Consider the following 23,689-nt stretch of genomic DNA (forward strand, 5'->3'; position numbering starts at 1 on the left):
TTATCAACAAATAAAACCAATAAATAAAAAGCTCTGTGAATTATTGCAGAGCTTTTTTGTATTCTAATTATTTCTTTTTATTCACGGTTGAAGGTGCCAGTTGTGCTTCAATGGGGGAATGCCTAGTGTTACGTACAATACGTTGTTCCCAAAGCTCCCCTAATTTGAAATCCCATGACAGCGGTGATATTTTTGTTCTACCTGCATTTGGAGCGAAAGTGAGTTCGCTGAAATACAACGTATTTTCATCAGACATCAAAAAATCAGCTCGGCAATAATCAAAAGGAGTGACGAGTATTTCTGCTAACCGTAACATCTCTTTGAATAATGGCGGTTCAGATACGGGTTCTAGCATGTTTGGATAACCAAAAGTCACGGGTTGTAACTGCCAGTTGATATCATAAATATTAATAAATTCATTACCAAATTCGTCGGTATAGTCAATTTCTGCATAGACAGGCTTACCGGAAAAACAATGAACCCGGCATGTTTCTGGTACTAACTTCCGGTTTTTATTAGCGAATAAATCAATATATTCTTCACACATAATTTGTGCGGGAATAGTTTTATAATGACGCTCTCGAGTAATATAGTAAAGATTTTTAGTTAAATGAAAATCCAATTTGTTTTTAGCTTTTAGCCAATTAAATTGTGCTTTGTTTCGACAAATAATACTACTGCCACTGTCGTGATTACATTTTAAAACAAAACGCTCTGGCAGTTTGCTTATATCAATTTCATCGACATTTTTATAAGTATCAATGATAGGAACTAAATATTCATTTCCTATTGTACGTGAGATATATTCCCTTACCGTAAGTTTATCTGCAAATTGTGAATATAATGGGTTTTTATCTCGCAACATTCTAAAATTCACTTTCTCATTAAAGCTTTTTGGGGCTTTAAAGTCAGGGCGGTAATTGAGTTTTTTAGTAAATTTATTAGTGAGATATGTTTTGTCACTCATAATGAGTGTACGTAATTTTTTTATAAAATACTCTGCTTTTTTCATGCGAGCACCAACCATTCTAAAATTGTAGTGTGTAAATGAAATCTAATTTTTATTTGATTATATTTTTTATAACTTAAATAAAACATCAATAAATGTAACGGTCAATTTAATAATTTCTTAATAAATAAATAGTAAACAAAAGATAAATAAAGGTCATTTTGTTAATAATAGCCGGGTATCTGTATGCTTTTATATCAATAATTAAATCAATCGTTTTAATTATTCGTCATTAATAATAAGGGTATTGCCTATTTAAAGTGTAACATAGGCAAGAAAGATAGACCTTAAGGGTTTATTTAGATAATGACCTCTAAACCAATGGATTTAGAAATGGCATTTTAGAAAGTTGTTATTTTTTAAATTACTAAAATTGTTATTGCAGTGGCGGTTGTCCCATTTGTTTTAAAAATCGTATTTGAGCTGCAACGAGTTGTTTGTAATCAATACAACGGTATGGCATATCGTACTGTTGGGCCAATTTGGCTAAGATGTGTGCTAGAGCAGGGTAATGGCGATGGTGCCAATGAGGGAAAAGATGATGTGTAAGGTGATAATTTAGTCCCCCAGTTAAGCGCCATAAAAAATGGGGGGTTGTAGCCAGTCACAAGCCGTGACAAAATTATGGTGGTACCAGCCATGCGTAATTTGTTTATTCTCAGGTGCAGTAAAAAACTGTGTCTCTGCCCAATGTGTTCCTAATAATAAATAAATTACAAAAATGGAAGCAACCATTTGGCTCAACAAGTATGTGATAAATATTGCAGTTAAGCTGCTCCCATGATGGTGAGCCACTATTACTGGGATACCAAGCATCAATATTAAGTGTCCTATCTTGCTACCTAAAAATAACCCCCAACCTAGTTTACCTTCTAAAACTTTCTGTGTTTTTAAGCGTGTTTTCCCCGTTCGATCAGACCAATCAAACACCAGAGCTATCCATGTGAGTGACAATGATGCGACGAAAGGCCAATAAATATGTTGATATTTCATAAAAGGTCGCCAACGCTGAAAGGGTGTTTGGCGGAATATGCCATTTTCTTCAGTGTCTAAATCATAATGTTCGATATTGGCATAATGGTGGTGATAATGAACGTGGCGTGTGCGCCAAAATTCCGGTTCTAATCCTAAGGGTAATGTAACTAAACGCCCAAATAACCGATTTTTCCAGCCGGATTTAAATAAGGTATTATGGCAGGCGTCATGTTGGCCAATCACATTTAATAGCATGATGAGTAAGACAAATACAAAATAGGACAATATGTAAACTGTGGTAGATGTTGTAATGAGAATTGGAAGATAACTCAGAACAGCAACAATAAACAAGACGCCAATTGCAGCAAGGTCAGCTAGGCTGGCATACACGTGATCGTGCTTAGTTTGCAGATATTCCTGACTTGCTTGTTTTAATGCGGTATGAAATTGTTGTTCGTTAGCATTGGCGAACTTGAGTTCGAATTCGGTGTGATGCATGTGATTCTCATTTGAGGTTATCTTCTTTATATTCAAAGAGTATATCTTTACTCAGTAAACCGTCGTAAACAAATATGAAAGGAGGTGGGAGTTTAGGCTTATTCTGAATCAGATATCATCGAAAAAATTAAATCTCGAAAATTTAAATGCGTTTTTTTGATGAAAATAGTAGAAATTAATATTAATGCGGATAAGAGATTAAATACGAGATATGGATTAATTAGATTGATATGTTGTTTTATGAAGCATTTGGTAATAATACGTATTGCTTACCTACTGAGGTACGGAAACTAGCTACATCCTTGTAGAATAATCCTTTAATATTAAAGTATCAGGGAAAAATGTGTCTGTCTGTAATAAATCATGTAAAAAAAACATTTTAACTTAATACTCATCATTAATAATAAATGATTGTTATCATTTTAGGTGGGTTTATTTTAATTACTCGTTATATTTGTTTAGCCTAAGCTAAATTAGGAGCTTACCTATATTAATAATGTGCCAAAATGATGAAATAGCCACAGGTAAATTATTTTTTGAATTAGGAATGTGACATGAAAAAAATACTGTTAATAATTTTATCAACACTGATTATTCCAGTATCCGCTCAAGCCGGTTATAAATATTATGGTTGTGATAAAAAAATCTATCAATTAGAAAAACAGCTAAAATATGCCAAAATGCACGGTAATCGAAATAGAGTCATGGGGTTAGAGCGTGCTATTTCAAATGTACAAAATAACTGCTACGACCATTATTCCGGAGCCACAGGCCCAACTAAATTAAATCATCGATATAGTTTTACTGAAACGGATCATTTAGAGCAGCAGATAGAAGCGTTACAAAGTGAAATTGAACGTTTAAAATCCGCAAAAAATTAGTTAACTAAGTAATATTAAAATCAAATATTATTTATAAACGAAAACCGTGTTGGATGAATTTAGCGCTATTGCCACGTGTCATCATTATTGTGATATTCACTTTAATTTTTGTTTGGCTATAGCGCATTGAATTAATCAATGAAATAATAAGTTAATGTCGTTATCTTAATACAATATGTCTTCTTATGGTTATTCGTCCTCATCAGCACTGGTTTTTTCGGTTATTCGACTGGCATGGTTCTGTACTGTCAAAAATAACATTTCGGCTTTCTCTAAATATAATGATATCTATCGTAGCAGTACTCAGTTTTCAATGGTACGAACGATTAGGTATACACTTAACGATTGCTCCTTTTAGCTTACTGGGGATTGCCATCGCAATCTTCCTCGGTTTTCGTAATAATGCCTGTTACAGCCGTTTGATTGAGGCGCGAACGCTTTGGGCTTCATTATTAATTAATCAAAGAAATATTTTAAGGAATATTAAAGGGTTATTACCTAATGACCAATTAGCTCAAAAGGAGTTTGCGAATCTGTTGATTGCTTTTGGTTGGAGCCTTAAACACGAACTAAGAAAAACCAGTCCAATCATTGACTTGTACCGGTTATTACCTCGAAATATTTTTGATGAGGTTATCCGAAGTCCGTTTCCCACTAGCCGAATATTGTTGCAGATTGGCCTAAAGGTGGGGGAATTACGTGATAAAAAAGTCATCAGCGATGTACTCTTTCAAGCCATTAATAAAGATATTAATGCATTATCGGACGTACTTGGTGGCTGTGAACGTATTTCGAATACGCCGATCCCGTTTGCGTATACGTTAATTTTACAGCGAACAGTCTATCTATTTTGTTCGTTACTTCCTTTTGCATTAGTCGTAGACCTACATTTTATGACGCCATTTGTTTCTGTTTTTATTTCTTATACCTTCCTAGCGTGGGATGCATTAGCAGAAGAACTCGAAGATCCTTTTGGGATTGCTGCAAATGATTTACCGCTTAATGCTATTTGTAATAGTATTGAACGTAATGCATTGGATATGTTAGATATTCAACCACTTCCCCCTCAGTATCAGCCAGATAAATACTTTAACTTGTTGTAGCGTTAATCTATTTCTTATTGAAGACAGTAGAACGTGATATTCACGTTTTACTGTTTAACCTTTATACCTAATATTATTTTGTATTTTGGGGGCATAAAAATAAGCAATTCTGTACAGATAATCCTATAGATACTATACTCCCCCTATGTATATTAAAGAGGCTTAAATATGCCACATTCCCCAAAGGAAAAAAAAGCAGTCCTTACTCGGGTTAGAAAGCTGAAAGGGCAATTGTTTGCCTTGGAGTCGGCCTTGGAGGATGAAGTTGAATGTGCTGCCATTTTACAACAAATTGCTGCTATTCGCGGTGCAGTTAATGGTTTGATGGCAGGGGTATTAGAAAGTCATTTACGAGAAGGGCTTCAAGAGTCTGCGACAACACAGTTGCAAAAAGACTCAGTAGACGATGCTATCTCATTAATTCGTACCTATTTGCGGTAAATAAAGAAGGAATAACGATGAAATCACGTGCAGCAGTCGCATTTGGCCCAGGTGAGCCATTAAAAATTGTCGAAATTGATGTCATGCCACCAAAAGCTGGGGAAGTGTTAGTTAAAATTAGCCATACAGGTGTTTGTCATACTGACGCTTTTACATTGTCAGGAGATGACCCAGAAGGTTTGTTTCCTGTGGTATTAGGGCATGAAGGCGCAGGTGTTGTTGTCGAAGTCGGTGAAGGTGTTACCAGTGTTAGTGTGGGTGACCATGTCATTCCACTTTATACGGCAGAATGTGGGAAATGTGTTTTTTGCGAATCAGGTAAAACAAACTTATGCGTCTCTGTCAGAGAAACACAAGGTAAAGGTGTGATGCCAGATGGAACAACACGTTTTTCTTATAATGGTCAGCCAGTTTATCATTATATGGGCTGTTCAACATTCAGTGAATATACCGTTGTTGCCGAAGTCTCTTTGGCGAAAATTAACCCTCAAGCCAACCATGAAGAAGTTTGTTTACTAGGTTGTGGTGTGACGACCGGTATTGGCGCGGTACATAATACGGCTAAAGTACAAGAAGGCGACTCCGTTGCTGTTTTTGGGCTTGGTGGTATTGGCCTAGCGGTTATTCAAGGGGCAAGGCAAGCAAAGGCTGGCCGTATTATTGCCATTGATACTAACCCCTCTAAGTTTGAATTAGCACGTCAATTTGGTGCGACAGAATGTTTGAATCCTAATGATTTTGATAAGCCAATTCAACAAGTTCTGATCGAGAAAACCCAGTGGGGTGTTGACCATACCTTTGAATGTATTGGTAATGTGAATGTCATGCGTGCAGCACTTGAAAGTGCACATCGCGGGTGGGGGCAATCGATTATCATTGGTGTCGCAGGAGCAGGGCAAGAAATTTCAACTCGTCCATTCCAATTAGTGACAGGGCGTTCATGGCGCGGTACGGCATTTGGTGGTGTGAAAGGCCGTAGCCAATTACCAAAAATGGTTGAAGATGCCATGAAGGGGGATATTGAACTGTCTCCCTTTGTGACGCACACATTGCCATTAGACAGTATTAATGACGCATTCGATTTAATGCATGAAGGTAAATCAATCCGTACCGTTATTCACTATGATTAAGGAGTCTTTGATGGAGAGAATTGAACGCCATGCGTGTTTTGGGGGCTGGCAGGATGTTTATCAACATCAATCCACTGTGCTCGGCTGTGAAATGAAGTTCGCAGCCTATCTACCACCACAAGCGAAAACAGTCGCCTGCCCGGTGATTTATTGGTTATCAGGGTTAACCTGTAATGAGCAAAATTTTATCACTAAGGCGGGAGCCCAACAATTTGCGGCAAAATATGGCGTAATTCTTATTGCACCGGATACCAGCCCTCGCGGTACTGAAGTCGCTGATGACGAGGCCTATGATTTAGGGCAAGGTGCAGGTTTTTATGTGAATGCGCAGCAAGCTCCGTGGCGTAATCATTACAAAATGTATGATTATATTGTGTCTGAGCTACCTGATTTAGTTGAAACACATTTACCTGTATCTGAAAAACGCGCTATTTTTGGCCATTCCATGGGTGGGCACGGGGCTTTAATGATTGGCCTACGCAATACAGGTCGATATTGTAGTTTATCTGCATTTTCTCCGATTGTTGCTCCAACTCAGGTTCCTTGGGGGCAAAAAGCGTTTATGGCTTATTTGGGGGAAGATACGGTTAGTTGGTCTCAATATGACACCGTTGAATTGCTCGAAAAGGCTGAGGCTATTCCACCTATTTTAGTGGATGTCGGTACTGCGGATCCTTTTTACCAAGAGCAACTGAAACCGGAGTTATTTGCGGATATTTGTGATAAAAAACAATTTGAATATTGTTTGAATCTACGTGATGGCTATGATCACAGTTACTACTTTATTAGTAGTTTCATTGGTGAACATATTGCATTTCATGCACGATATTTAAGCGATAATAATTAAATATCATAATAAAGTGAGACCGCTAATGGGTTTCACTTTACTATTTCCATTATTTTATCGTAATAATGCTCAAGTCACCATTCGACCACCTCATTGGAGAGCTTGCTGATTGCTTTAATCGCGCTGATTGCGACATCTTTATTTGGGTCATTACATAATTCAAGTAGGCGGTTAATCGTAATATGTTGTTTCAGTCGTATCTTACAGTCACCTAAAGCGGATATAGCGGCTATTTTTACATCATCATTTTTTCTTTTTGTTAAATCAAGTAATGTATTTATGACTTTGTTATCCCTTTATTATCCTGCTAATAGGTATTAATAAATGAATTAAAACTCATTTATTTATTAATAGGTTAATTTCAATGTTTAAAATGCTACTAGAAGGAGGTGTTTATTGATATCAAAAAACACAACTAATTTGAGTGTAGTGTGGCTGAGCTAGCGTATGAATAGGTAGTAGATATTATTACCTATTCATATTTAGTGACTAGAGAGATCGAGAAAGTTAAATAAGTTTAATTAATAAGTTTTAATTTCAAGAAGCGTATTGATAAAAAGATATTGTTTGTATATTAAAAATGGTCGGAGAGTTTACTTAGCGCTTTTATTGCAGACACTGCGACATCTTTATTTGGGTCTTTACAGAGTTCAAGTAAGCGGTTGATTGCATTTTGTTGTTCAACGGTTACTTTATAATCTCCTAAGGCAGAAATAGCTGCAATTTTAACATCATCATTTCCACGATGCGTTAACTCAATTAATGTTTCAATAATATTGTTTTCCATGTAAACCCTTTGAAATACCTGCGCGATGCTTAGGTATTCTAAGTGAAATTACTTGAGATTTATTTTTGAAATTTACGGGTTTATTAACGGATTATATAGATTTTACACTTTTTTGGGCTAATAACTATTTTATTAACTGAAGTGCATCAAGAGAGTAAATACTATTGATGTAAAAACTAACACTATTAAAAGTTATTGATAACATATTAAAATCGGTATGATTTAATAATTCTTTATTAAGATAAGAATATTAAAGTACTTTACCCTTAAAGTGAGTTGAATAAAGTACTTTTTAGATCTTAGTTAGTGGCGTAAATAAACGTGAGGTGTGTTATTTTCTGGGTGTTGAGTAACACCTAGATCAGCTTGATACCATTGAGTTAAATTTTCAGTTGTTAAAACTTCAATAGGGGAACCTTGAGCAACAAGCTTTCCATCATGAATTAATAACACTTTATCTGCATACAGAGCGGTTAAGTTAAGGTCATGCAATACACAGCAAACACCTAATGGTCGTTGACGCGTCAGTTGATGCAGTAACCGCAAGCTATGCTGTTGGTGATATAAATCAAGTGCTGAAGTGGGTTCATCAAGAAACAAACAAGCGGGTTGAGCTGTTGGTTGCCATAATTGTGCTAATACTCGTGCTAGTTGAACGCGTTGCTGCTCTCCTCCTGAAAGCTGGCGGTAATCCCGTTGCCGTAGTGATTGGCAACTGGTTTGCGTTAACGCTTCATCGATGGCGGTATTTTTATATTCAGAACCGTAGGGGGTTCTTCCCATAGCAACAACATCTTCAACAGTAAAAGCAAATTGTAAGTGGCTATGTTGCTTCATGACGGCACGTTTTTGCGCTAATTCGTTATGATCCCAGTCACTCATCGCTCGGCCTTCAATAAAGCACGTACCATGAGTTGGGGTGTTATAGCCAGTTAGTAATTTTAATAGGCTGGATTTCCCTGCGCCATTTGGCCCAATGATCGCGACAAATTCCCCTTGATCAATGGATAAACTCACATTATCTATCAGTGTCTTTTCACTGATTTTATAAGATAAATTTTGTGCTTCTAACAAGAACGGTTTGGTTTGCATATTTAGATCCTCCCTGCAGGCTGCCGTAAAATTAGCCATAAGAAGTAAGGGCCACCAATCAAGCCTGTCAGCAAGCCAACAGGAATTTCAGCAGGCGCAACCGCAGTTCTCGCTACCGTATCTGCAATCAGTAATAACCCCGCCCCTACGATAGCTGAACCAGGAATGAGCCAGCGATGGTCAGGGCCGAGTGTCATACGAATAAGGTGCGGAACAACGAGACCCACAAAACCAATAACACCACTCATTGCAACAGCACAACCGACTAACATGGCGCTGAGGAATAATAAAATAAATTTGGTGCGTTCAACATTAAGCCCAAGGTAATGTGCATCTTCATCCCCTAATTGCAGAATGTTGAGCTTATTTCCCTGCATTAGGCAGATAACACAAATAGGAAGAATAACTGAAGCGGCAATGGTCAGTGACGTCCAGTCAACATTACCGAGTGTGCCCATCATCCATAAACTAAATGTCCTTAGCTGTTGATCATTACTGATATAACTAAGAACACCGATGAATGACATACACAGTGCATTGATTGCGATGCCCGCGAGAAGTAATTTTGCGAGGTTGCCATTTGATGAACGATTTAAGCTAAAAATAATAAAAGAAACGGTTAGGCTACCAATAAAAGCGGCAGCAACATGGCCATAACCTTGTATCACAGTCGGTAATGAAACAGAGAAAACGATAAATGCGGCAACGGATAAAGCCGCACCACTACTGATACCGAGTAAGCTAGGGTCGGCAAGTGGATTACGAAATAACCCTTGCATAATGGCACCAGACACCGCCAAGGCAAGACCAACTAAGATGGCAATTAACACACGAGGAAGGCGAATATTCAGCCATATCTGCCAATCCGAGTCTGTGGCAGAAGCCTGCCACAGTGCTTTTAATGAAAAGTTCATGGCGCCTGCATTCGACGCGATGAGAACTAAACCACCAAGTGCTAACAATAAAATGATAATCACCAAAAATGGGTTTTTAAAGCGACTCATTGGGATTTTTCTAATGCCTCACGTAGTTGTTGCATGACTTTAGGCGTACCTAAACTGAAGGTGAGCATACCGACATCATCAACAACCAAAAGCGCTTTATTTTTTCCTGCGGGGGTCATTGACATTCCTTGTAAGTTCCACACTTTTTCTATCCCACCTAATGATTTAACCCCTTCCTGAGTAAAAATGATTAAATCAGGCTGGCTTGATAGCAAACCCTCTTGGGATAAAGGACGGTAACTGTCGAAGCTGCTCATGGCATTTTTTGCACCGACTGCGTTAATCACGCTATCTGCAGCAGTGTGCCTTCCTGCGGCTAATGGTAGAACGCCGCCATGACTCATAATGAATAGGACTTTTTTATCGATAGGTGCCGTATTTACTTGGCTAAGTTGTTGGTTAAATTGATTAACCAATTGTTTTCCTTGCTCTGTTTTACCGACCACATTAGCGATAGTGGTAATTTTTTCTGGAATGGCTTCTAAGCTGGGCTTCCCTGTTACCTTAATAATTTTTACGCCACTTTTTTCGATTTGCGAGAGAGCCATTGAGGGTTTAGCTAACTCACTCGCAAGTACTAAAGTCGGACGCATTGACAGCACGCCTTCCGCGTTAAGCATACGCATATAGCCCACGTCAGGGAGCTTGGTCGCTTGCTCTGGATGAAGACTGGTGCTGTCACGGGCAACGAGCTGTTCTTGTGCTCCGAGTGCATACACAATTTCAGTCACATCACCACCTAAGGTGACGATACGTTCTGCTGCATAAGAACTAACAGAGATAAACAGCGTTGATAAGATTAGAAGCCATTGTTTCATAATAAGTTACCTAGGTTTAAATACGGGGTAATGCGGTGACTTGTTGGCGCCATTGCTCTTGCTCTGGAGTCCCTTCCGTACGCTGCCCATACATTTGTGCGATTTGATTTCCTTGGTTATCGAAGACTTCAAGGCTTGTCACATGGCCATCTTGCGTTGGCTTACGTGTAATCCAGCATTCGGCGATACCATTTTCAATCATGTGCAAGGTGAAATCAGGATTGAAAATATTTAGCCACTTTAAGTCTGAACCTTCACTTTGGTATGGCATGATTTTTTTGATTTCACCAGTGAAAATTTGCACACATCCGCGGTTGCCCACAAAAATCATAATTTCGTTTTGATCTTTGAACGCAGTGTTAATCAGCTGATTGAAGGAATCATTAGGCACTTTCCAAGCCAAATCATCACTGACTGCGGCGAAAACTTGCTGGCGGCTGAGGTTATTTTTCTTCAGGAGAACAAAAAATTGGTGAACGTCTGTCATGTTGCGCCATTCTTGTTCTAGTTGTTGTTTTAGCTCTTCACTAACGGGCTGGCTGGTAAATGGAGCTGCTGCTTCATGGATGAGTTCCGGGTTATCTTGGGTAGCATATTTTTCAATCAGTGCTTGCCATGCCGCCATATCCGTTTCATCGGTGGTGTAAACTTTATGTAGCGCATCACCTTGTTTATCAAAGAATTGGATACTATGGCGCTCACCGTGTTTGCTGTCTTCTGTTAAAGCAAAGATAGCGTCCCAATGACTAAAGAACATCCGTAAATCAAGGGCGCGTGGGTTTAAAATCAACCCGCCATGTGGGCTAAATGTCGCATTGTCATAACGGCCAACTTGCTCATGAACCACATATTCGTTGCGTGTAATCGCTTTCACTTTTCCAACAGTGGCTAATTCTGTCAATAAAGTGGGGGCGTCGACGTTTAAACGAACAGCTTTGTCGTGACCAACACGACTATGCAGGAGCTGAGCTTCAGATACATTTAAATAGGCGGCGAGATCGCGAGCGTATTTGGCTTTGTTCTCTGTTTTTGCTTGTTGGTAACGCTCGTAAAGTGCTGAATTCACGTTTATCTCCTTAATATTGTGTGAATTACCATTGGAAGCTGACAAGCAGCTTGGCATTACGTCCATCTTGAGGAATGCCTTGTGATGAGTAGTATTCTTTATCAAAGGCATTACCTAATACGACACTGGTTCCTAACCCTTTGAGCTGCCCGTCACCTTGGTAGCTGACGTAGAAGTCATGCACGGCATAGCCGGCTTGTTGTTCAGCTTTAGAGGCTTTATTGAAGTCGGTATGGCGCGTAAACTCGCCTAACCAGCCCACTGAAAAACCGCTGTCTGCGATAGGCACAGCCAAATTACTGGTGACAGAATCAGGTTTAATTGATGTTATTGATTTTCCATTAGATTCATCTTTTCCTTCAGTATGGTTATAAGCCAAACTCCAATTGAAATAGTCGGTTTTATAATCCATCGAGGCATCCCATCCCCAAATTTTTGCACGTTTAGTATTGATTGATGTGGTGTAGTTATTTTGCAGAACATATCTATCAACATTCACATATGTGTTGATGTAATCTTTCGCTTTGGTATCAAAATAGCTGGCTTTAAATTGCAGGTTATCCCTTTCCATCAATAAGTCATCGAAACGCAGACCAAAACCATATTCTGCCGTACGGGTTGATTCAGGTTTCAGATTAGGGTTTGGTTTCCATCGATTAACGATTGGCCCCATTTGGAAGTGGACCTCGTCGTTATACATTTCCATCATAGAAGGGGCTCGGAAGGCTTCTGAATATGACGCAAATAGCATCGACCACTCTGTTGGTGTGATGCTAACGGCCCCTTTAGATGACCATTTGCCTTTTTTCACATCTTCATTGCCATCGGATGTGGCTTTATAGTGGTCATAGCGCGTACCGACAATAAAGGAAACAGGCAAATCTTTTAGGCTAATTTCATCTTGTAAAAATCCAGATGCAAAGGTGATGTCCGCATCGGGGAATTGGGTGGTATTTGCATAAGGGGTTTGTTTTTGCTTATAAGCTTCACTGCCGTAAGTCAGGTTATGTGACGCTAATGGCAAGTTATAAAAGTTAGAGCGGTTATCTGCTTTTATGCCATAAGTTTTTTGTGTACGGCCTTCATAGGGGGTTCCTTGGCCTTTTGCTGTGATATTAACATCGGAGTAATAAGGCGTGACTTTAAAATTTAACCATTCCTGTGAGCCTGGTTTGATTTGATAAGTCATCTGCGCATCACGTTGGCGGGTGGTGCGGTTCACTTTTAGATTGTCACTCCCCGCATTAATTTCTTGCGGATTTTTCGGCTCATTGGCATCGTTATTATAATAACGCACTTGGCCAGAAAGCTTTTGTGCATCATCGATTTGCCATGTACCTTTCGCCAGCAGGTTACCGATGGTTTCTTTGTTTTTCATGTCATCGCCATTACTCATGCGGACATTACCAGTTTCTTTTGTCACAAAGCTGAATAATCCATCAAGGTCATCACTACGGCCAAATGCGGTACCACCGAAACCGAAGCTATGATCGCCTGTAGCGGCTTCGGTAAAGACACGGAAACCGTGGTCTTGGCCTTCACGCAACAAATCTTTGGCATCAACCGTTTCCCAAGCAATCACACCGCCCATAGCACCACTGCCATAAAGCAAGGCTGAAGGGCCACGGATGATTTCAACTTGCTTAATCAGAGCCGGGTCGATAAACGTGCCATTAACATGGCCTGTATCTGTGCCTTGGCGAATACCATCAACTAAAGTCAAAATGCCGCGTCGATCAAACCCGCGCATATAAATATCTTGCCCATTCGCTCGGCTGGTACCGGTGACGCCAATTCCAGGGACTTTGCGTAAAATATCATTGACCGTGCTGGCCGTTTTTGTTTCAGGTGAATCGTTTTTAATCACGGTAACCATCATCGGAGTTTCGAAGCTGTCACGTTCGCTACCTGTGGCATAGACGGTCATCACATCATGATGATTTTTTTTTGGTGTTGGCTCTGTTGTTTGTGCTTGAGCACTTGCTATCACGCCTAAAATGGCACTGGTCAGGACTGACATTCGCAAAACAGGGGACATAATTGTGATACTCCATATAGTTTTTATCTGTATTAAGCAGAGTGAATTCGCATTAATTGATGACGATGCGTTGGTCTGGAGGACCTGAATTCGGTATGACACAGGAAAAATTGCATGTAAGCAGTGTCTGAACATAGCAAGAGGAGTGAACACATAATGAAAGTATAAAGCTGAGGTAATAGCAGACTACTGGTTTGTGTTCAGCAGGGCTATTTGGGATTTTGCACATGAAAGCGACCGCTGTGCGATAGTAAAGTATCGAGTGACTATCCTTGCTAATTCGATATTTAGCGGTACAAATGTGGAATACAGACGTCAGTTTAAACTCCATAAGAAACCTTTTCCTATGTTTAGATTAAGCTGGCTGCCTGGATAATTGACCTAGGTGGCTTGCGAATTAAGTTTTGGTGCGACTTACTTTGGGTTCGGTTTTACTTAGTTAAGATCAACTTACCTGTACGCGTTTGTCTCAATTGATAAAGTTCGCCATTATGTTGAATTGAGACCTTACCGGCAGGGCCCAATAACTGTTGGCTTTCTATCACGTCAGTTTTAACGGTTTGCTTTGCCGTTTCGACGGTATTTTCTGCAACTGGGGCTGTCATATTATTTACCATACTCAGTTTGTTGATAATCGAAATGATATTGAGAATGATTATCTTTAGAATGATTGCTAATATCAAGCAATTTTCACAATCAAACAACAAAAGAACCACAAACAACTGAGTTCGTACGAAAAAACAGCATTAATCTAGTGGAACCCCACTGACAAGGCTATAATTGAATTTCTCCATTCATTGCATGGGTGAATAAAATGAAAATATTACTGTTAGGCGCGACAGGGCTTGTGGGAAGTCATGTTTTATCCTTGGCTCTTGCAGACTCTCGTGTGACTCAGGTGATAGCACCAACACGACATGCATTAGCAGAACATGAGAAATTACAAGCACCTATTGTAGATTTTAATCATCTGCCTGATGAGGCTGCATTATGGGAAGTCGATGCGGTGATTTGTGCACTGGGTTCAACTCTCAAAGCAGCAGGGTCGAAAGCGGCATTTCGTCAAGTAGACTACACTTATCCTTTAACTTGTGCAGAGCTGGCCAAAAAATGGCACTGCCCGACATTTGTGTTGACTTCTGCTTTGGGGTCAAATGCGAAGTCACCTTTTTTTTATAGCCGAGTAAAAGGGCAGCTCGAACAAGATTTAATGTCACTGGGTTTTGATTCTTTAACTTTGGTTCGGCCGAATGTGATTAGTGGTGACCGCCAAACAGCGCGTTTGGGTGAAGTCGTTGTGATCCGTATTATTTCTTTTCTATCACCTATACTGCCAGCTAGTTGCCAAGTTAGCCCCGCAACAAATATTGCGAAAGCATTATTTGAGGCCGCTGTGGCTCCCTCTAAAGGGGTTCATGTTATTTCATCTAAACAGCTGATATAACACTGAGTCGTTCATTTTTGTTTAGGGTGTTATAGAGGATAGATAAAAATATTCATTTTTGGCCCTCAATTTTTGATTGCTATGGCTGCCGCTGAAAATTCACATAAAAATGCCGCTGGGGCTTCAACCGGGTTTGTCAGCTTATTTGCCTATATTGGGGCATCAATCGCAGGATATCCATTATCAATCGTTATTGAAAAATACCAATGGAATGGTTTCTATTCCTTACTATTAGCCTTATCCATTTTCTTAATTTTACTGCTAATTATTGCAATGGTAATGACGAAGAAAAAAGTCAACATAGAAGGTTGATTCAGACTGGTTTGTTAACGACAGAGCCCACAAATGTGGGCTTTTCATTTTTGAAGATTACCCCTGAATCTGTGCTAATGAACCGTATAAATCATAAAGTATTTCATATTCATCTTGCTGATAAAATCGAATTTTATCCCAGCAAAATTGCTTAGCAACTTCAACGGTAAAGCGTGTGGCATCGATTAACTCACTTTCATAACTAGCGCCTGTTTCACTGCCGGGAACAATCGATTTAGCCGTAATGGCAAGGCCAACAACAGGTGCCTGTGTTGCAATATGCGGTTGCATTATAGAATTAAAGTGATAAACACCGTTATCATAAGGAGAAATGTCTTGTGTGGTGATAGGAAACGTCTTTGCTACATCTCCTGTTGCATACTCCAGTAAGCGTACTAAATCAGGTGCGACGCGTAAAATATAGCCTTGCATAGCCGTGGGAGAAATCGCAATCCCTCGTTGCTTAATGAGGCTGTTTCCCTTTGATGTATCAATGGATAAAATAGCATCCATCTGTTCATCGACTTCATATTGGTTCATGGTATTGGATGAAACTGGCATCCCCATAAAATCAACAGGGTCATGCGGCGTAATTGAAACATGTGTCGCAATGTGGGAGGTAATAATCACATCCCCTTTAAGGCGTTGCCCCTTTGCTGCCATATCCAACAACTTCATCGCGCTGGCAAAAGCGACAATTGAGCCATCCGCATCAGAAACTATCCCAATACGATTTGGTTGTGCCTGCTGTGCACCTAAACGGCCGATAATGCCTAAAGTCGGGTAAGTGCCTCCACGGTGTTTGCCCTCAGAGCCTGGAATTAATACTTTTATAAAATGGCATAACTGACTTATATCCTCTGGGGATTCATAAGGAATAGAAGTCACAGTGATGATGGCATCATTTGAGCCAACAGAATGAAGTAGCGCTGCCATTTTTTCGCCATCAACATCAGGGATGTCTAATAAGTCATAAACTTGGCTTAGATAATTCAAAGACATTATTGTACTCCTTTAATAATATTTAATTTGAATGGCTTGTTGGTGGCAATTTCTTCAATCTTATTAGCTCCCCGTAACCATAGGGCATTTTGCTCACCTAAAATGGTGCCATGGTCGTTTTCAATAAATAATGCAGTTCCTTCATACAGTGCGATCAATTCTTCCATGGGGTTAATCGTTAAAAACTCATTTAATCGCTCTTCACGACTTTCGCCATTATGACCAATCGGTTTACCAGAAATAAAATGAGGGTTAATTTGAAATGGGCAAATATTCAGTGCACTAAATGTAGGAGGTTGGACAATTGGCATATCATTGGTGGTGCGAATACTTGGTGTTGCAACATTACTGCCTGCACTCCATCCCATATAGGGAATGCTTTCATATTTAACTCGTTGTGAAATCAACTCCACTATATTGGCATCATATAGGCGTTTTAATAAGGCAAAGGTATTTCCGCCGCCAATAGCAATCGCTTGTGCTTGTTTAACTGCCGCAACAGGGTCGCTAAAGTGATGAATTGATGTTAATTCATAACCTAAAGCATTAAATACCAGTTTTACAATTGCTTCAAAATCATCAAAACTGAATGTAACTGCGGCATAAGGAATAAATAAAATATTTTGCTTTTTATGTTGTAATAAACGATGAATTTGTTCGTCCGCATGTTGTAAGTAATTCATATTCCCCATACGTGAACTACTCATTAATAACGCATTAGCCATTTTCATATTCCTTTTTTATTTCTTTCATTGAATTAATTAATAAATCGATTTCTTTTTCACTATTAAAATAATGAAGTGATAAGCGGGCCATTTTTTCTATTTGATAGAACTTTAAAATAGCGGTTGCCATAAAGTGACCTGATTCAATAATGATGTTTTTAGCTTCTAATTTTTGCATTAATACATCAGAGGGAATTCCGTTAATATTAAATGGAATTATTCCTATTCGCTGGTGGCTATTATTAGGGCCATAAATTTCGACACCAGAAAGTTGAGATAATTGCTTCATCGCATATTGAGTGAGTGCTTGGTTGCGATTTTCAATTTGTTCAATACCGATATTTACAGCATAGTCTAAAGCTGAATCTAAACTAATAATGGCCGGAACATTTGGGCAGCCTGCTTCAAAACGTTTTGCTGTTTGAGGCAGAATAATGTCCCCTGTTTGTGGGTTAATTGAGCTATTCCACCAACCGACCAGTGTGGGGGTTAATGATGATATCAATGCTTCACGAACAAACAGAATGCCGCTGCCTTCTATCGCTCTTAACCCTTTTCGGCCACATGATGACATAAAGTCACATTGCCATTTTTGAACATTAACGTTATACATTCCAATGGCTTGTGAAGCACTAATATGGCTAAGCACACTATGCTTTCTGGCTATCTCACAAATAGCCTGCACAGGTTGAATTACCCCAGTTATGTTAGATAGTGCAACGAAACTGATGAGCTTTGTCTTAGAGGTTATCGCTTGCTCGATAGATTCAGGTGAAAGGACACCATAGCTATCCGCATTCACCTTAATAATTTTTATTCCTATTTCATGCGCTAACAGTTGCCAAATTGCAATATTGCTGAGCATCTCAGTATCAGGAATTATCACTTCATCGCCAGCTTGCCAAGAAATACCTCTAGCAATCAAGCTGATAGATTCTGTGCCATTTTTGGTAAATGCAATTTCACTGGGTTTTGCACCGATAAATACAGCCAATTTTTGTCGACAAATTTCAACTTGCTCATAAGTTTGCTTGCGGAAGCTCGGTAAATAAATCCCTTGCTCCGCGGTTTTATCAAGATAGCGCTTTACTGCATCTATTACCGGCTTTGGCGGTGGCGCCGCGGCTCCCGTATCAAAATAAGCGTAATGTTGTGAAACTAGAGTGTCTTTTTGCACTTGCGACCAGATATTCGTCATTATTATTCCCTATAAAGTTATTTAGCCCAGAAGGAAAGCAGTTTCGCTTTGAGGGTTGGCAGGAATGCTTTCGCCGTGGAGTAAAGAGCATCGCCGGCAATAAGCCCACCAGCGAAAGTTGAAATTTTATCGGAACTGATATTGAAGAAACGCTCAATGATAATTCGAACCGCGAGTGCAGTAAGAACCGTCCAACCTGCAATAGGGTAGTTGATCATCAAGCCAGTTGAGAAGAGTACGCCAATCTGGTTTTTAGCACCGCCAATTAACTGAATGATGGCACCCGGTATGGCCCACAATAACAACATCATCGCCACATTTGAGGAGCTTCCTGCTTGGATCGTAGCAGCATAAAGCCTTGATGCAGGAACGATTTTATCTTGTTCGAAATAAAAATCGTAGGTAAGTGCAACCACTACCAAGGCGCAGCAAAAACCGATAATAGCGGCAAAATATTGTTGTTTTCTCCCATAATGTTCTGCAGATTGGTTCTTACCATAACCGCGGATCATAAATCCCGTTTTTAGGTCAAAACCCATATCGGCAAAAGCAGGGCCTGTTGCGGCACAAAACCCGACTAAAACGGCTAATGCTTCAGGGGGAAACCCCAGTAAAATACCAATCATCAGTGAGATAAGAGCTGCTGCAGTTGCAGGAAACCAGCCAGAGTGCATAGCCGCCATCCCCACAATCATCTCTTGGATTAAAGCGGCTAAGGTCGCAAAAATGAGGAATCCAATAAGTTGTGGTAATGTCATAGTGACAAATATTTGGCTAATAAATGTGAGTGCTAACGCGGTTAAAAAGTAGAAAGTTGCCCCTTTGATTAAGGTTGATTTGATACGTTTGCTACTTTGGCGTAGCTCATCACTTTCTTCGCTTTGTTGCTGGTTATCTTTCTTGTTACGAAAAACAATGGCTCCGATTTGGATTAATGCGACGATACCTGCACCAATCATCACACCATGTGGGACATAGTTTTCATATAAATTATAAGTAATTAGCCCTGACTCAGAAAAACCACGAATAAGTAGTCCAACAGCAAACATGAATAACGCGAAAATACTGCCAATCAGCGCTATCCCTGCGGATGCCGTTGGAATACCAAAACCTGCACCGATGGCTCCAGCAGCAAAGCCTGTCAGCAATGCGCCAAGCCGCTTTCCACCTTTATTTCCTGCCCACAAAGTTTCTGCGGTGGCAACACCGGCAGGCCAAGAAGCACTGGCAGGATAGGCGCGGGTATTAAACAAGCCATATAAAATAGTGCCATCAATGATAATCGCAATGAAAGCGCCCGCCATCATTGGATAAATTAATTCAGGCATACCCAATACCCAAGGCACACCAATGGCTACTATTAAACCATTTGCTGCAGCAAAGGTTGCGGCAGAGATACTCGTTTGAATTAAATTTTGCGCATCGATAAATTTAAATGATGCGAAAATAGAAAGTGGGACACGTGATAATAAAATAGCAAGAACAGCACCGATAATTGATGTGTTTGCGGAGATACCTAGTGTGACAATAATCTGAATACCAATAATAGCACCAACAAAAGATAATATAATTATTGCGATGAGTAGTGCTGGAGAAAAAATAGATACACGTACCTCAGTATCATTTTTATCATGAGATATATTCATAGAGTTACCTATTTTATTTTAATAATTAATAACTGCTTTCTATCTTATTAATTTCACCATAGATTTAAAATACGGCAGATAATTTACTGGCTGTGGATTTTAATAATGGATAAAACTCGGTTAAATTTTTACTTTGGCTTGATGCTGCAATGCATAACGAGCCTAATACCCCTTTTTCAAAAGAAAATATAGGAACGGATAACCCTTGTGTTCCTGCTAAATAAGCTTCTTTTGAATAGGCATATCCTTCTTCAGCATAGAGACTTAATTGCTTTTTTAATAAGGTGTTATTTTGCAAATTATGTTTAGAAAGATATTCATCAATATATGAAATATCCATTGAGCTTAAAATGATTTGTGTAAATGGGGCTTCATGCAAGCTCAACGCTTCTCCTTCTTTAGATGTAAAGCGGATAAGATGGTCACTTTCTAAAATGAAATTACAAATAGCGATATCATTGTAACGGCGATAAATAAATATGGTTTCATGGGTTTTATCAGCGAGAGGGCGTAAGTAGTCACTCGCTAATTGTGAAAACTGGCGTGTGTTATTGGCTAAATGACCGATTTCAATACACCGCAAGCCTAATAAGTATTCTTTATTCTTATTTTTTTGTAAGAAACCTTGCTCTTCTAGAATATTAAAACCCCGCTGTACGACGGAAGGGCTCTTATCAAGATGACGAGCTAACTCACGCACTCCCCATATGGGCTTGTTGATTGAAAAGCAATCTAACAAGGTTAATACGAATCCAGCGGATTGTAGTCGGTTATTCATAGTTTCCCCTGTTGTAATCAATTGAATTAGCACTATTGTTATATTTTTGTTCCTTATACGGGAACAGTGTGCCGTTTGGTAATACAAACATATTTAGATGAAACAATATGCAAAGTAAATGATTTGTTGCGTCCGTGTTAAGTGGGTCACTAAAACAGTTCTTATCATTTATCTATTTTTTCTTGCTTTTTTTATAATCATTTGAAGTTAATATGTTTTTTTTAGTTTTTAGCTGTTCCTACTAGCGAAACAATAAAAAGGATGCAAATGGACAAATGAGTTATTGGTGAGAACAGGAGAATTTGTTTTCCTTGAATGATCTTTTCCTGATGCGGTTCATCTATGTGAGAAATAGGTTATTTTATATTTTTGTGTAAACGTTTACACTAAATCGAGATTGATCACAGATTCTTATCTAAACTCGTTGTTATACTGCGTAGTAATGACAAGTTGGAAGACAGAGTGCAATTTAAGCAGTATTGGGAGATGAGAGATGCAACAGGATCAACGATTGATGATAGGGCTGTGGGTGGCTGCGGATAGCAATCAAATATCCCCAATGGTGATGAAGTTGAGGAGACAGATAAGATGAATACAATGCCATTTAACCCTTCGGATTGCCCCCATCGTCGCTATAACCCATTAACGGGCCAATGGGTGTTAGTGTCTCCTCACCGAGCAAAACGTCCATGGAGCGGTAAAGATGAAAAGCCATCAATAGAAGATTTACCTCAGTATGATGCACATTGCTTTCTTTGCCCGGGTAATACAAGGGTTTCAGGGGAGAGCAATCCTAACTACCAAGGGACTTATGTATTCCAAAATGACCATGGTGCGTTATTAGCACAACCTTGTGCCCAACCTGATAATCAATCTGAGTTGTTTCAATCACAATCGGTGAGTGGTGTTAGCCGAGTGATCTGTTTCTCTCCTGATCACAGTAAAACACTGCCAGAGCTGTCTGTGCCTGAACTTGAAGACGTTATCGAAACATGGCAGCAACAAATCGCTGAATTAAGTGAACACTATACTTGGGTTCAAGTTTTTGAAAATAAAGGGGAAATAATGGGGTGTTCTCAACCTCATCCTCATGGGCAAATTTGGGCGAGTGATTTCTTACCTAATGAAATTGCACGTAAGGACCACTTTCTCGCTCAATATTATCAACGTCATGGCTGTAACTTATTAATTGATTATATTAAAGCAGAACAACAAGATGGCTCACGAATTGTTGTTGAAACTCAAGAGTGGATTGCACTTGTCCCTTATTGGGCGGCTTGGCCATTTGAGACGCTGTTACTACCAAAACGACATATTCGCCGCATGGATGAAATGAATGAAACCATTCGCGCAGACCTTGCTATAGCGCTAAAAAAACTCACAAGTCGCTACGATAACCTATTTCATTGCTCTTTCCCTTATTCAATGGGATGGCACTTTGCGCCTTTTATGAATGAAAGCCAAAGTGTCGAACATTGGCAATTGCATGCTTTATTTTATCCACCATTACTGCGTTCAGCGACAGTGAAAAAGTTCATGGTGGGGTATGAAATGTTAGCGGAAACCCAGAGAGACCTCACGCCAGAACAAGCCGCGCAACGTTTACGTGAGGTAAGTGACTGCCATTATAAACAAAGTCAAACCGCTAAATAATTTATCAAATTGTAATTAACTTGGCTGTTGGCTGGGTTACCAAATGACGTATTAAGGATAATTAAAAATGGAAACGTTAAAGCAAACAGTTGCCACATCGTTTGAACAAACCTTTGGTTATCAACCTGAAATATATGTTCAAGCGCCAGGGCGAGTGAATCTTATCGGCGAACATACAGACTACAATGATGGTTTTGTTTTGCCTTGTGCGATTAACTACCAAACGATGACTGCAGCGGCAAAACGTGATGATCGTATCATTCGAGTCGTTGCGGCTGACTATCATAATGAGTGTGATGAATTCAGCTTGGATAGCGATATTACATTTTTGCCTGAAAAAATGTGGGCGAACTATATACGCGGTGTAGTGAAGTTTCTTTTACAAAGAGGGTTTTCGTTTAATGGTTGCGATATTGCAGTCAGTGGAAACGTACCGCAAGGAGCGGGCTTAAGCTCTTCAGCTTCACTAGAAGTTGTGATTGGACAAACACTTAAAGCCTTGTATCAATTAGATATTAGTCAACAAGATATCGCGCTGAATGGCCAACAAGCTGAAAACCAATTTGTTGGTTGTAACTGCGGTATTATGGACCAACTGATTTCAGCTTGTGGTGATGCAGGCCATGCTTTACTTATTGATTGCCGTAGCTTGGCGCTATTTCCTATTTCCATACCTGATGATTTGGTTGTGATGATAATCAATTCAAATAAGCAACGAGGCTTAGTTGGGAGTGAATACAATACACGCCGCCAACAATGTGAAGAAGCCGCCAATTTGTTTGGAGTGAAAGCGTTGCGCGATGTCACATTTGATGATTTTTTGCAGCAGCAACACCAATTATCTCCTGTCGTTGCTAAGCGAGCCAAACATGTGATCAGTGAGAACGAGCGTACTTTGGCGGCAGCAAAAGCATTAACGCAAAATGATTTGTTGCAACTAAGCGAATTAATGGCGCAGTCACATATTTCCATGCGTGATGATTTCGAAATCACAGTTAAAGAAATTGATACTTTAGTGGATATCGTTAAGTCCGTTTTAGGTGTTCAAGGCGGGGTACGTATGACCGGAGGGGGCTTTGGTGGCTGTGTGGTTGCGGTGATGCTGCAGCAATGTGTTCAACCAGTGATTGATGCGGTAGAAGCGCAATACCAGAAAGTGACAGGCTTACAAGCCGATATTTATGTATGCCAACCTAGCTCAGGTGCGAGTGTGGTGCGTTAAAAGCAAATCAACACATTGAG

General features: G+C 39.6%; 23 protein-coding genes and 1 pseudogene. 9 read left to right on the forward strand and 15 right to left on the reverse strand.

Annotation, left to right across the window (positions count from 1 at the left end; all coding sequences use genetic code 11):
* Positions 1–67: 67 nt before the first annotated feature.
* On the reverse strand, positions 68–1,012 hold the full coding sequence (locus PSE72_RS18075; protein WP_109913350.1) for an ATP-grasp fold amidoligase family protein: 945 nt from the start codon (positions 1,010–1,012) through the stop codon (positions 68–70).
* A 373-nt stretch (positions 1,013–1,385) separates the two neighbouring features.
* Positions 1,386–2,482 (reverse strand): annotated as a pseudogene (locus PSE72_RS18080) (fatty acid desaturase family protein).
* Positions 2,483–3,036: 554 nt separating this feature from the next.
* On the opposite strand from PSE72_RS18080, the gene PSE72_RS18085 reads away from it, so the two are divergent.
* From PSE72_RS18085 to fghA, 5 genes are all read left to right on the forward strand, one after another.
* Positions 3,037–3,363 carry a DUF1090 family protein gene (locus PSE72_RS18085; protein ID WP_198641453.1) on the forward strand — a complete coding sequence of 109 codons (327 nt, stop codon included), beginning with the start codon at positions 3,037–3,039 and terminating at the stop codon, positions 3,361–3,363.
* Between the two features lie 185 nt (positions 3,364–3,548).
* Positions 3,549–4,466: a bestrophin family protein gene (locus PSE72_RS18090; RefSeq protein ID WP_004912973.1), complete on the forward strand. Its 918-nt coding sequence runs from the start codon at positions 3,549–3,551 to the stop codon at positions 4,464–4,466.
* Positions 4,467–4,634: 168 nt separating this feature from the next.
* Positions 4,635–4,907: a formaldehyde-responsive transcriptional repressor FrmR gene (frmR, locus tag PSE72_RS18095; protein WP_109913133.1), complete on the forward strand. Its 273-nt coding sequence runs from the start codon at positions 4,635–4,637 to the stop codon at positions 4,905–4,907.
* Positions 4,908–4,924: 17 nt separating this feature from the next.
* A complete protein-coding gene (locus PSE72_RS18100; RefSeq protein ID WP_004912967.1) occupies positions 4,925–6,037 on the forward strand; it encodes an S-(hydroxymethyl)glutathione dehydrogenase/class III alcohol dehydrogenase in 1,113 nt (370 codons plus the stop codon).
* A gap of 10 nt (positions 6,038–6,047) precedes the next feature.
* On the forward strand, positions 6,048–6,884 hold the full coding sequence (fghA, locus tag PSE72_RS18105; protein WP_109913134.1) for an S-formylglutathione hydrolase: 837 nt from the start codon (positions 6,048–6,050) through the stop codon (positions 6,882–6,884).
* A 74-nt stretch (positions 6,885–6,958) separates the two neighbouring features.
* Here the strand turns inward: fghA and PSE72_RS18110 are convergent, their stop codons facing one another.
* The 8 genes from PSE72_RS18110 to hemP form a co-directional block, all read right to left on the reverse strand.
* Positions 6,959–7,165, reverse strand: a complete 207-nt coding sequence (locus PSE72_RS18110) for a HEAT repeat domain-containing protein (protein ID WP_115168263.1) — start codon at positions 7,163–7,165, stop codon at positions 6,959–6,961.
* Between the two features lie 293 nt (positions 7,166–7,458).
* Positions 7,459–7,671 carry a HEAT repeat domain-containing protein gene (locus tag PSE72_RS18115; RefSeq protein ID WP_004912957.1) on the reverse strand — a complete coding sequence of 71 codons (213 nt, stop codon included), beginning with the start codon at positions 7,669–7,671 and terminating at the stop codon, positions 7,459–7,461.
* Positions 7,672–7,974: 303 nt separating this feature from the next.
* The gene (locus PSE72_RS18120; RefSeq protein WP_115166902.1) at positions 7,975–8,763 is read right to left on the reverse strand and encodes a heme ABC transporter ATP-binding protein; all 789 of its coding nucleotides are present in this window, start codon (positions 8,761–8,763) and stop codon (positions 7,975–7,977) included.
* 2 nt (positions 8,764–8,765) lie between these two features.
* Positions 8,766–9,767 carry a FecCD family ABC transporter permease gene (locus tag PSE72_RS18125; protein WP_004912953.1) on the reverse strand — a complete coding sequence of 334 codons (1,002 nt, stop codon included), beginning with the start codon at positions 9,765–9,767 and terminating at the stop codon, positions 8,766–8,768.
* Positions 9,764–10,585 carry a heme/hemin ABC transporter substrate-binding protein gene (locus PSE72_RS18130; RefSeq protein WP_198641455.1) on the reverse strand — a complete coding sequence of 274 codons (822 nt, stop codon included), beginning with the start codon at positions 10,583–10,585 and terminating at the stop codon, positions 9,764–9,766. The genes PSE72_RS18125 and PSE72_RS18130 overlap by 4 nt, the downstream gene beginning before the upstream one ends.
* Before the next feature lie 16 nt (positions 10,586–10,601).
* Entirely contained in the window at positions 10,602–11,651 is a 1,050-nt protein-coding gene (locus PSE72_RS18135; RefSeq protein WP_254178907.1) for a hemin-degrading factor, read from the reverse strand.
* Between the two features lie 25 nt (positions 11,652–11,676).
* Positions 11,677–13,689, reverse strand: a complete 2,013-nt coding sequence (locus PSE72_RS18140; RefSeq protein WP_115166903.1) for a TonB-dependent hemoglobin/transferrin/lactoferrin family receptor — start codon at positions 13,687–13,689, stop codon at positions 11,677–11,679.
* Between the two features lie 431 nt (positions 13,690–14,120).
* Positions 14,121–14,294, reverse strand: coding sequence for a hemin uptake protein HemP (gene hemP, locus PSE72_RS18145; RefSeq protein ID WP_004912942.1), 174 nt, complete (start codon positions 14,292–14,294; stop codon positions 14,121–14,123).
* 209 nt (positions 14,295–14,503) lie between these two features.
* Here hemP and PSE72_RS18150 point away from each other — a divergent pair, with 209 nt between their 5' ends.
* Positions 14,504–15,133 (forward strand): NAD(P)H-binding protein, encoded by a 630-nt coding sequence (locus PSE72_RS18150; RefSeq protein ID WP_004912939.1) that lies wholly within the window; start codon positions 14,504–14,506, stop codon positions 15,131–15,133.
* An 81-nt stretch (positions 15,134–15,214) separates the two neighbouring features.
* Positions 15,215–15,445 (forward strand): hypothetical protein, encoded by a 231-nt coding sequence (locus tag PSE72_RS18155; RefSeq protein WP_371021460.1) that lies wholly within the window; start codon positions 15,215–15,217, stop codon positions 15,443–15,445.
* Between the two features lie 57 nt (positions 15,446–15,502).
* On the opposite strand, the gene PSE72_RS18160 is transcribed toward PSE72_RS18155, so the two are convergent.
* The 5 genes from PSE72_RS18160 to PSE72_RS18180 all read right to left on the reverse strand — a co-directional run bounded on the left by PSE72_RS18160 (position 15,503) and on the right by PSE72_RS18180 (position 20,794).
* Complete coding sequence (locus tag PSE72_RS18160) at positions 15,503–16,447, reverse strand: DUF1177 domain-containing protein (RefSeq protein ID WP_115166904.1); 945 nt, start codon at positions 16,445–16,447, stop codon at positions 15,503–15,505.
* Positions 16,447–17,172 (reverse strand): dipeptidase PepE, encoded by a 726-nt coding sequence (gene pepE / locus PSE72_RS18165; protein ID WP_115166905.1) that lies wholly within the window; start codon positions 17,170–17,172, stop codon positions 16,447–16,449. The genes PSE72_RS18160 and pepE overlap by 1 nt, the downstream gene beginning before the upstream one ends.
* The gene (locus PSE72_RS18170; RefSeq protein ID WP_115166906.1) at positions 17,165–18,370 is read right to left on the reverse strand and encodes an aminotransferase class V-fold PLP-dependent enzyme; all 1,206 of its coding nucleotides are present in this window, start codon (positions 18,368–18,370) and stop codon (positions 17,165–17,167) included. The genes pepE and PSE72_RS18170 overlap by 8 nt, the downstream gene beginning before the upstream one ends.
* 17 nt (positions 18,371–18,387) lie before the next feature.
* Positions 18,388–20,016 (reverse strand): OPT/YSL family transporter, encoded by a 1,629-nt coding sequence (locus tag PSE72_RS18175; protein ID WP_115166907.1) that lies wholly within the window; start codon positions 20,014–20,016, stop codon positions 18,388–18,390.
* A gap of 64 nt (positions 20,017–20,080) precedes the next feature.
* Positions 20,081–20,794 carry an IclR family transcriptional regulator gene (locus tag PSE72_RS18180; protein ID WP_198641456.1) on the reverse strand — a complete coding sequence of 238 codons (714 nt, stop codon included), beginning with the start codon at positions 20,792–20,794 and terminating at the stop codon, positions 20,081–20,083.
* Between the two features lie 588 nt (positions 20,795–21,382).
* On the opposite strand from PSE72_RS18180, the gene PSE72_RS18185 reads away from it, so the two are divergent.
* Together PSE72_RS18185 and galK are read left to right on the forward strand one after the other, a co-directional pair.
* A complete protein-coding gene (locus tag PSE72_RS18185) occupies positions 21,383–22,447 on the forward strand; it encodes a UDP-glucose--hexose-1-phosphate uridylyltransferase (protein ID WP_267690210.1) in 1,065 nt (354 codons plus the stop codon).
* Between the two features lie 67 nt (positions 22,448–22,514).
* Positions 22,515–23,669, forward strand: coding sequence for a galactokinase (gene galK / locus PSE72_RS18190; RefSeq protein ID WP_115166910.1), 1,155 nt, complete (start codon positions 22,515–22,517; stop codon positions 23,667–23,669).
* The last annotated feature ends 20 nt before the right edge of the window (positions 23,670–23,689 follow it).

Source organism: Providencia sp. PROV116, assembly GCF_028482485.1.
Lineage (GTDB): Bacteria > Pseudomonadota > Gammaproteobacteria > Enterobacterales > Enterobacteriaceae > Providencia > Providencia rettgeri.

What these genes read in the sequence shown, in the direction of transcription:
- PSE72_RS18150 (WP_004912939.1), top strand. Translation starts at nt 14,504, where the DNA reads ATGAAAATATTACTGTTAGGCGCGACAGGGCTTGTGGGAAGTCATGTT.
- frmR (WP_109913133.1), top strand. Translation starts at nt 4,635, where the DNA reads ATGCCACATTCCCCAAAGGAAAAAAAAGCAGTCCTTACTCGGGTTAGA.
- fghA (WP_109913134.1), top strand. Translation starts at nt 6,048, where the DNA reads ATGGAGAGAATTGAACGCCATGCGTGTTTTGGGGGCTGGCAGGATGTT.
- PSE72_RS18090 (WP_004912973.1), top strand. Translation starts at nt 3,549, where the DNA reads ATGGTTATTCGTCCTCATCAGCACTGGTTTTTTCGGTTATTCGACTGG.
- pepE (WP_115166905.1), bottom strand. Translation starts at nt 17,172, where the DNA reads ATGGCTAATGCGTTATTAATGAGTAGTTCACGTATGGGGAATATGAAT.
- PSE72_RS18140 (WP_115166903.1), bottom strand. Translation starts at nt 13,689, where the DNA reads ATGTCCCCTGTTTTGCGAATGTCAGTCCTGACCAGTGCCATTTTAGGC.
- PSE72_RS18180 (WP_198641456.1), bottom strand. Translation starts at nt 20,794, where the DNA reads ATGAATAACCGACTACAATCCGCTGGATTCGTATTAACCTTGTTAGAT.
- PSE72_RS18075 (WP_109913350.1), bottom strand. Translation starts at nt 1,012, where the DNA reads ATGAAAAAAGCAGAGTATTTTATAAAAAAATTACGTACACTCATTATG.
- PSE72_RS18160 (WP_115166904.1), bottom strand. Translation starts at nt 16,447, where the DNA reads ATGTCTTTGAATTATCTAAGCCAAGTTTATGACTTATTAGACATCCCT.
- galK (WP_115166910.1), top strand. Translation starts at nt 22,515, where the DNA reads ATGGAAACGTTAAAGCAAACAGTTGCCACATCGTTTGAACAAACCTTT.
- PSE72_RS18085 (WP_198641453.1), top strand. Translation starts at nt 3,037, where the DNA reads ATGAAAAAAATACTGTTAATAATTTTATCAACACTGATTATTCCAGTA.
- PSE72_RS18125 (WP_004912953.1), bottom strand. Translation starts at nt 9,767, where the DNA reads ATGAGTCGCTTTAAAAACCCATTTTTGGTGATTATCATTTTATTGTTA.
- PSE72_RS18155 (WP_371021460.1), top strand. Translation starts at nt 15,215, where the DNA reads ATGGCTGCCGCTGAAAATTCACATAAAAATGCCGCTGGGGCTTCAACC.
- PSE72_RS18115 (WP_004912957.1), bottom strand. Translation starts at nt 7,671, where the DNA reads ATGGAAAACAATATTATTGAAACATTAATTGAGTTAACGCATCGTGGA.
- PSE72_RS18185 (WP_267690210.1), top strand. Translation starts at nt 21,383, where the DNA reads ATGAATACAATGCCATTTAACCCTTCGGATTGCCCCCATCGTCGCTAT.
- hemP (WP_004912942.1), bottom strand. Translation starts at nt 14,294, where the DNA reads ATGACAGCCCCAGTTGCAGAAAATACCGTCGAAACGGCAAAGCAAACC.
- PSE72_RS18170 (WP_115166906.1), bottom strand. Translation starts at nt 18,370, where the DNA reads ATGACGAATATCTGGTCGCAAGTGCAAAAAGACACTCTAGTTTCACAA.
- PSE72_RS18130 (WP_198641455.1), bottom strand. Translation starts at nt 10,585, where the DNA reads ATGAAACAATGGCTTCTAATCTTATCAACGCTGTTTATCTCTGTTAGT.
- PSE72_RS18175 (WP_115166907.1), bottom strand. Translation starts at nt 20,016, where the DNA reads ATGAATATATCTCATGATAAAAATGATACTGAGGTACGTGTATCTATT.
- PSE72_RS18100 (WP_004912967.1), top strand. Translation starts at nt 4,925, where the DNA reads ATGAAATCACGTGCAGCAGTCGCATTTGGCCCAGGTGAGCCATTAAAA.
- PSE72_RS18120 (WP_115166902.1), bottom strand. Translation starts at nt 8,763, where the DNA reads ATGCAAACCAAACCGTTCTTGTTAGAAGCACAAAATTTATCTTATAAA.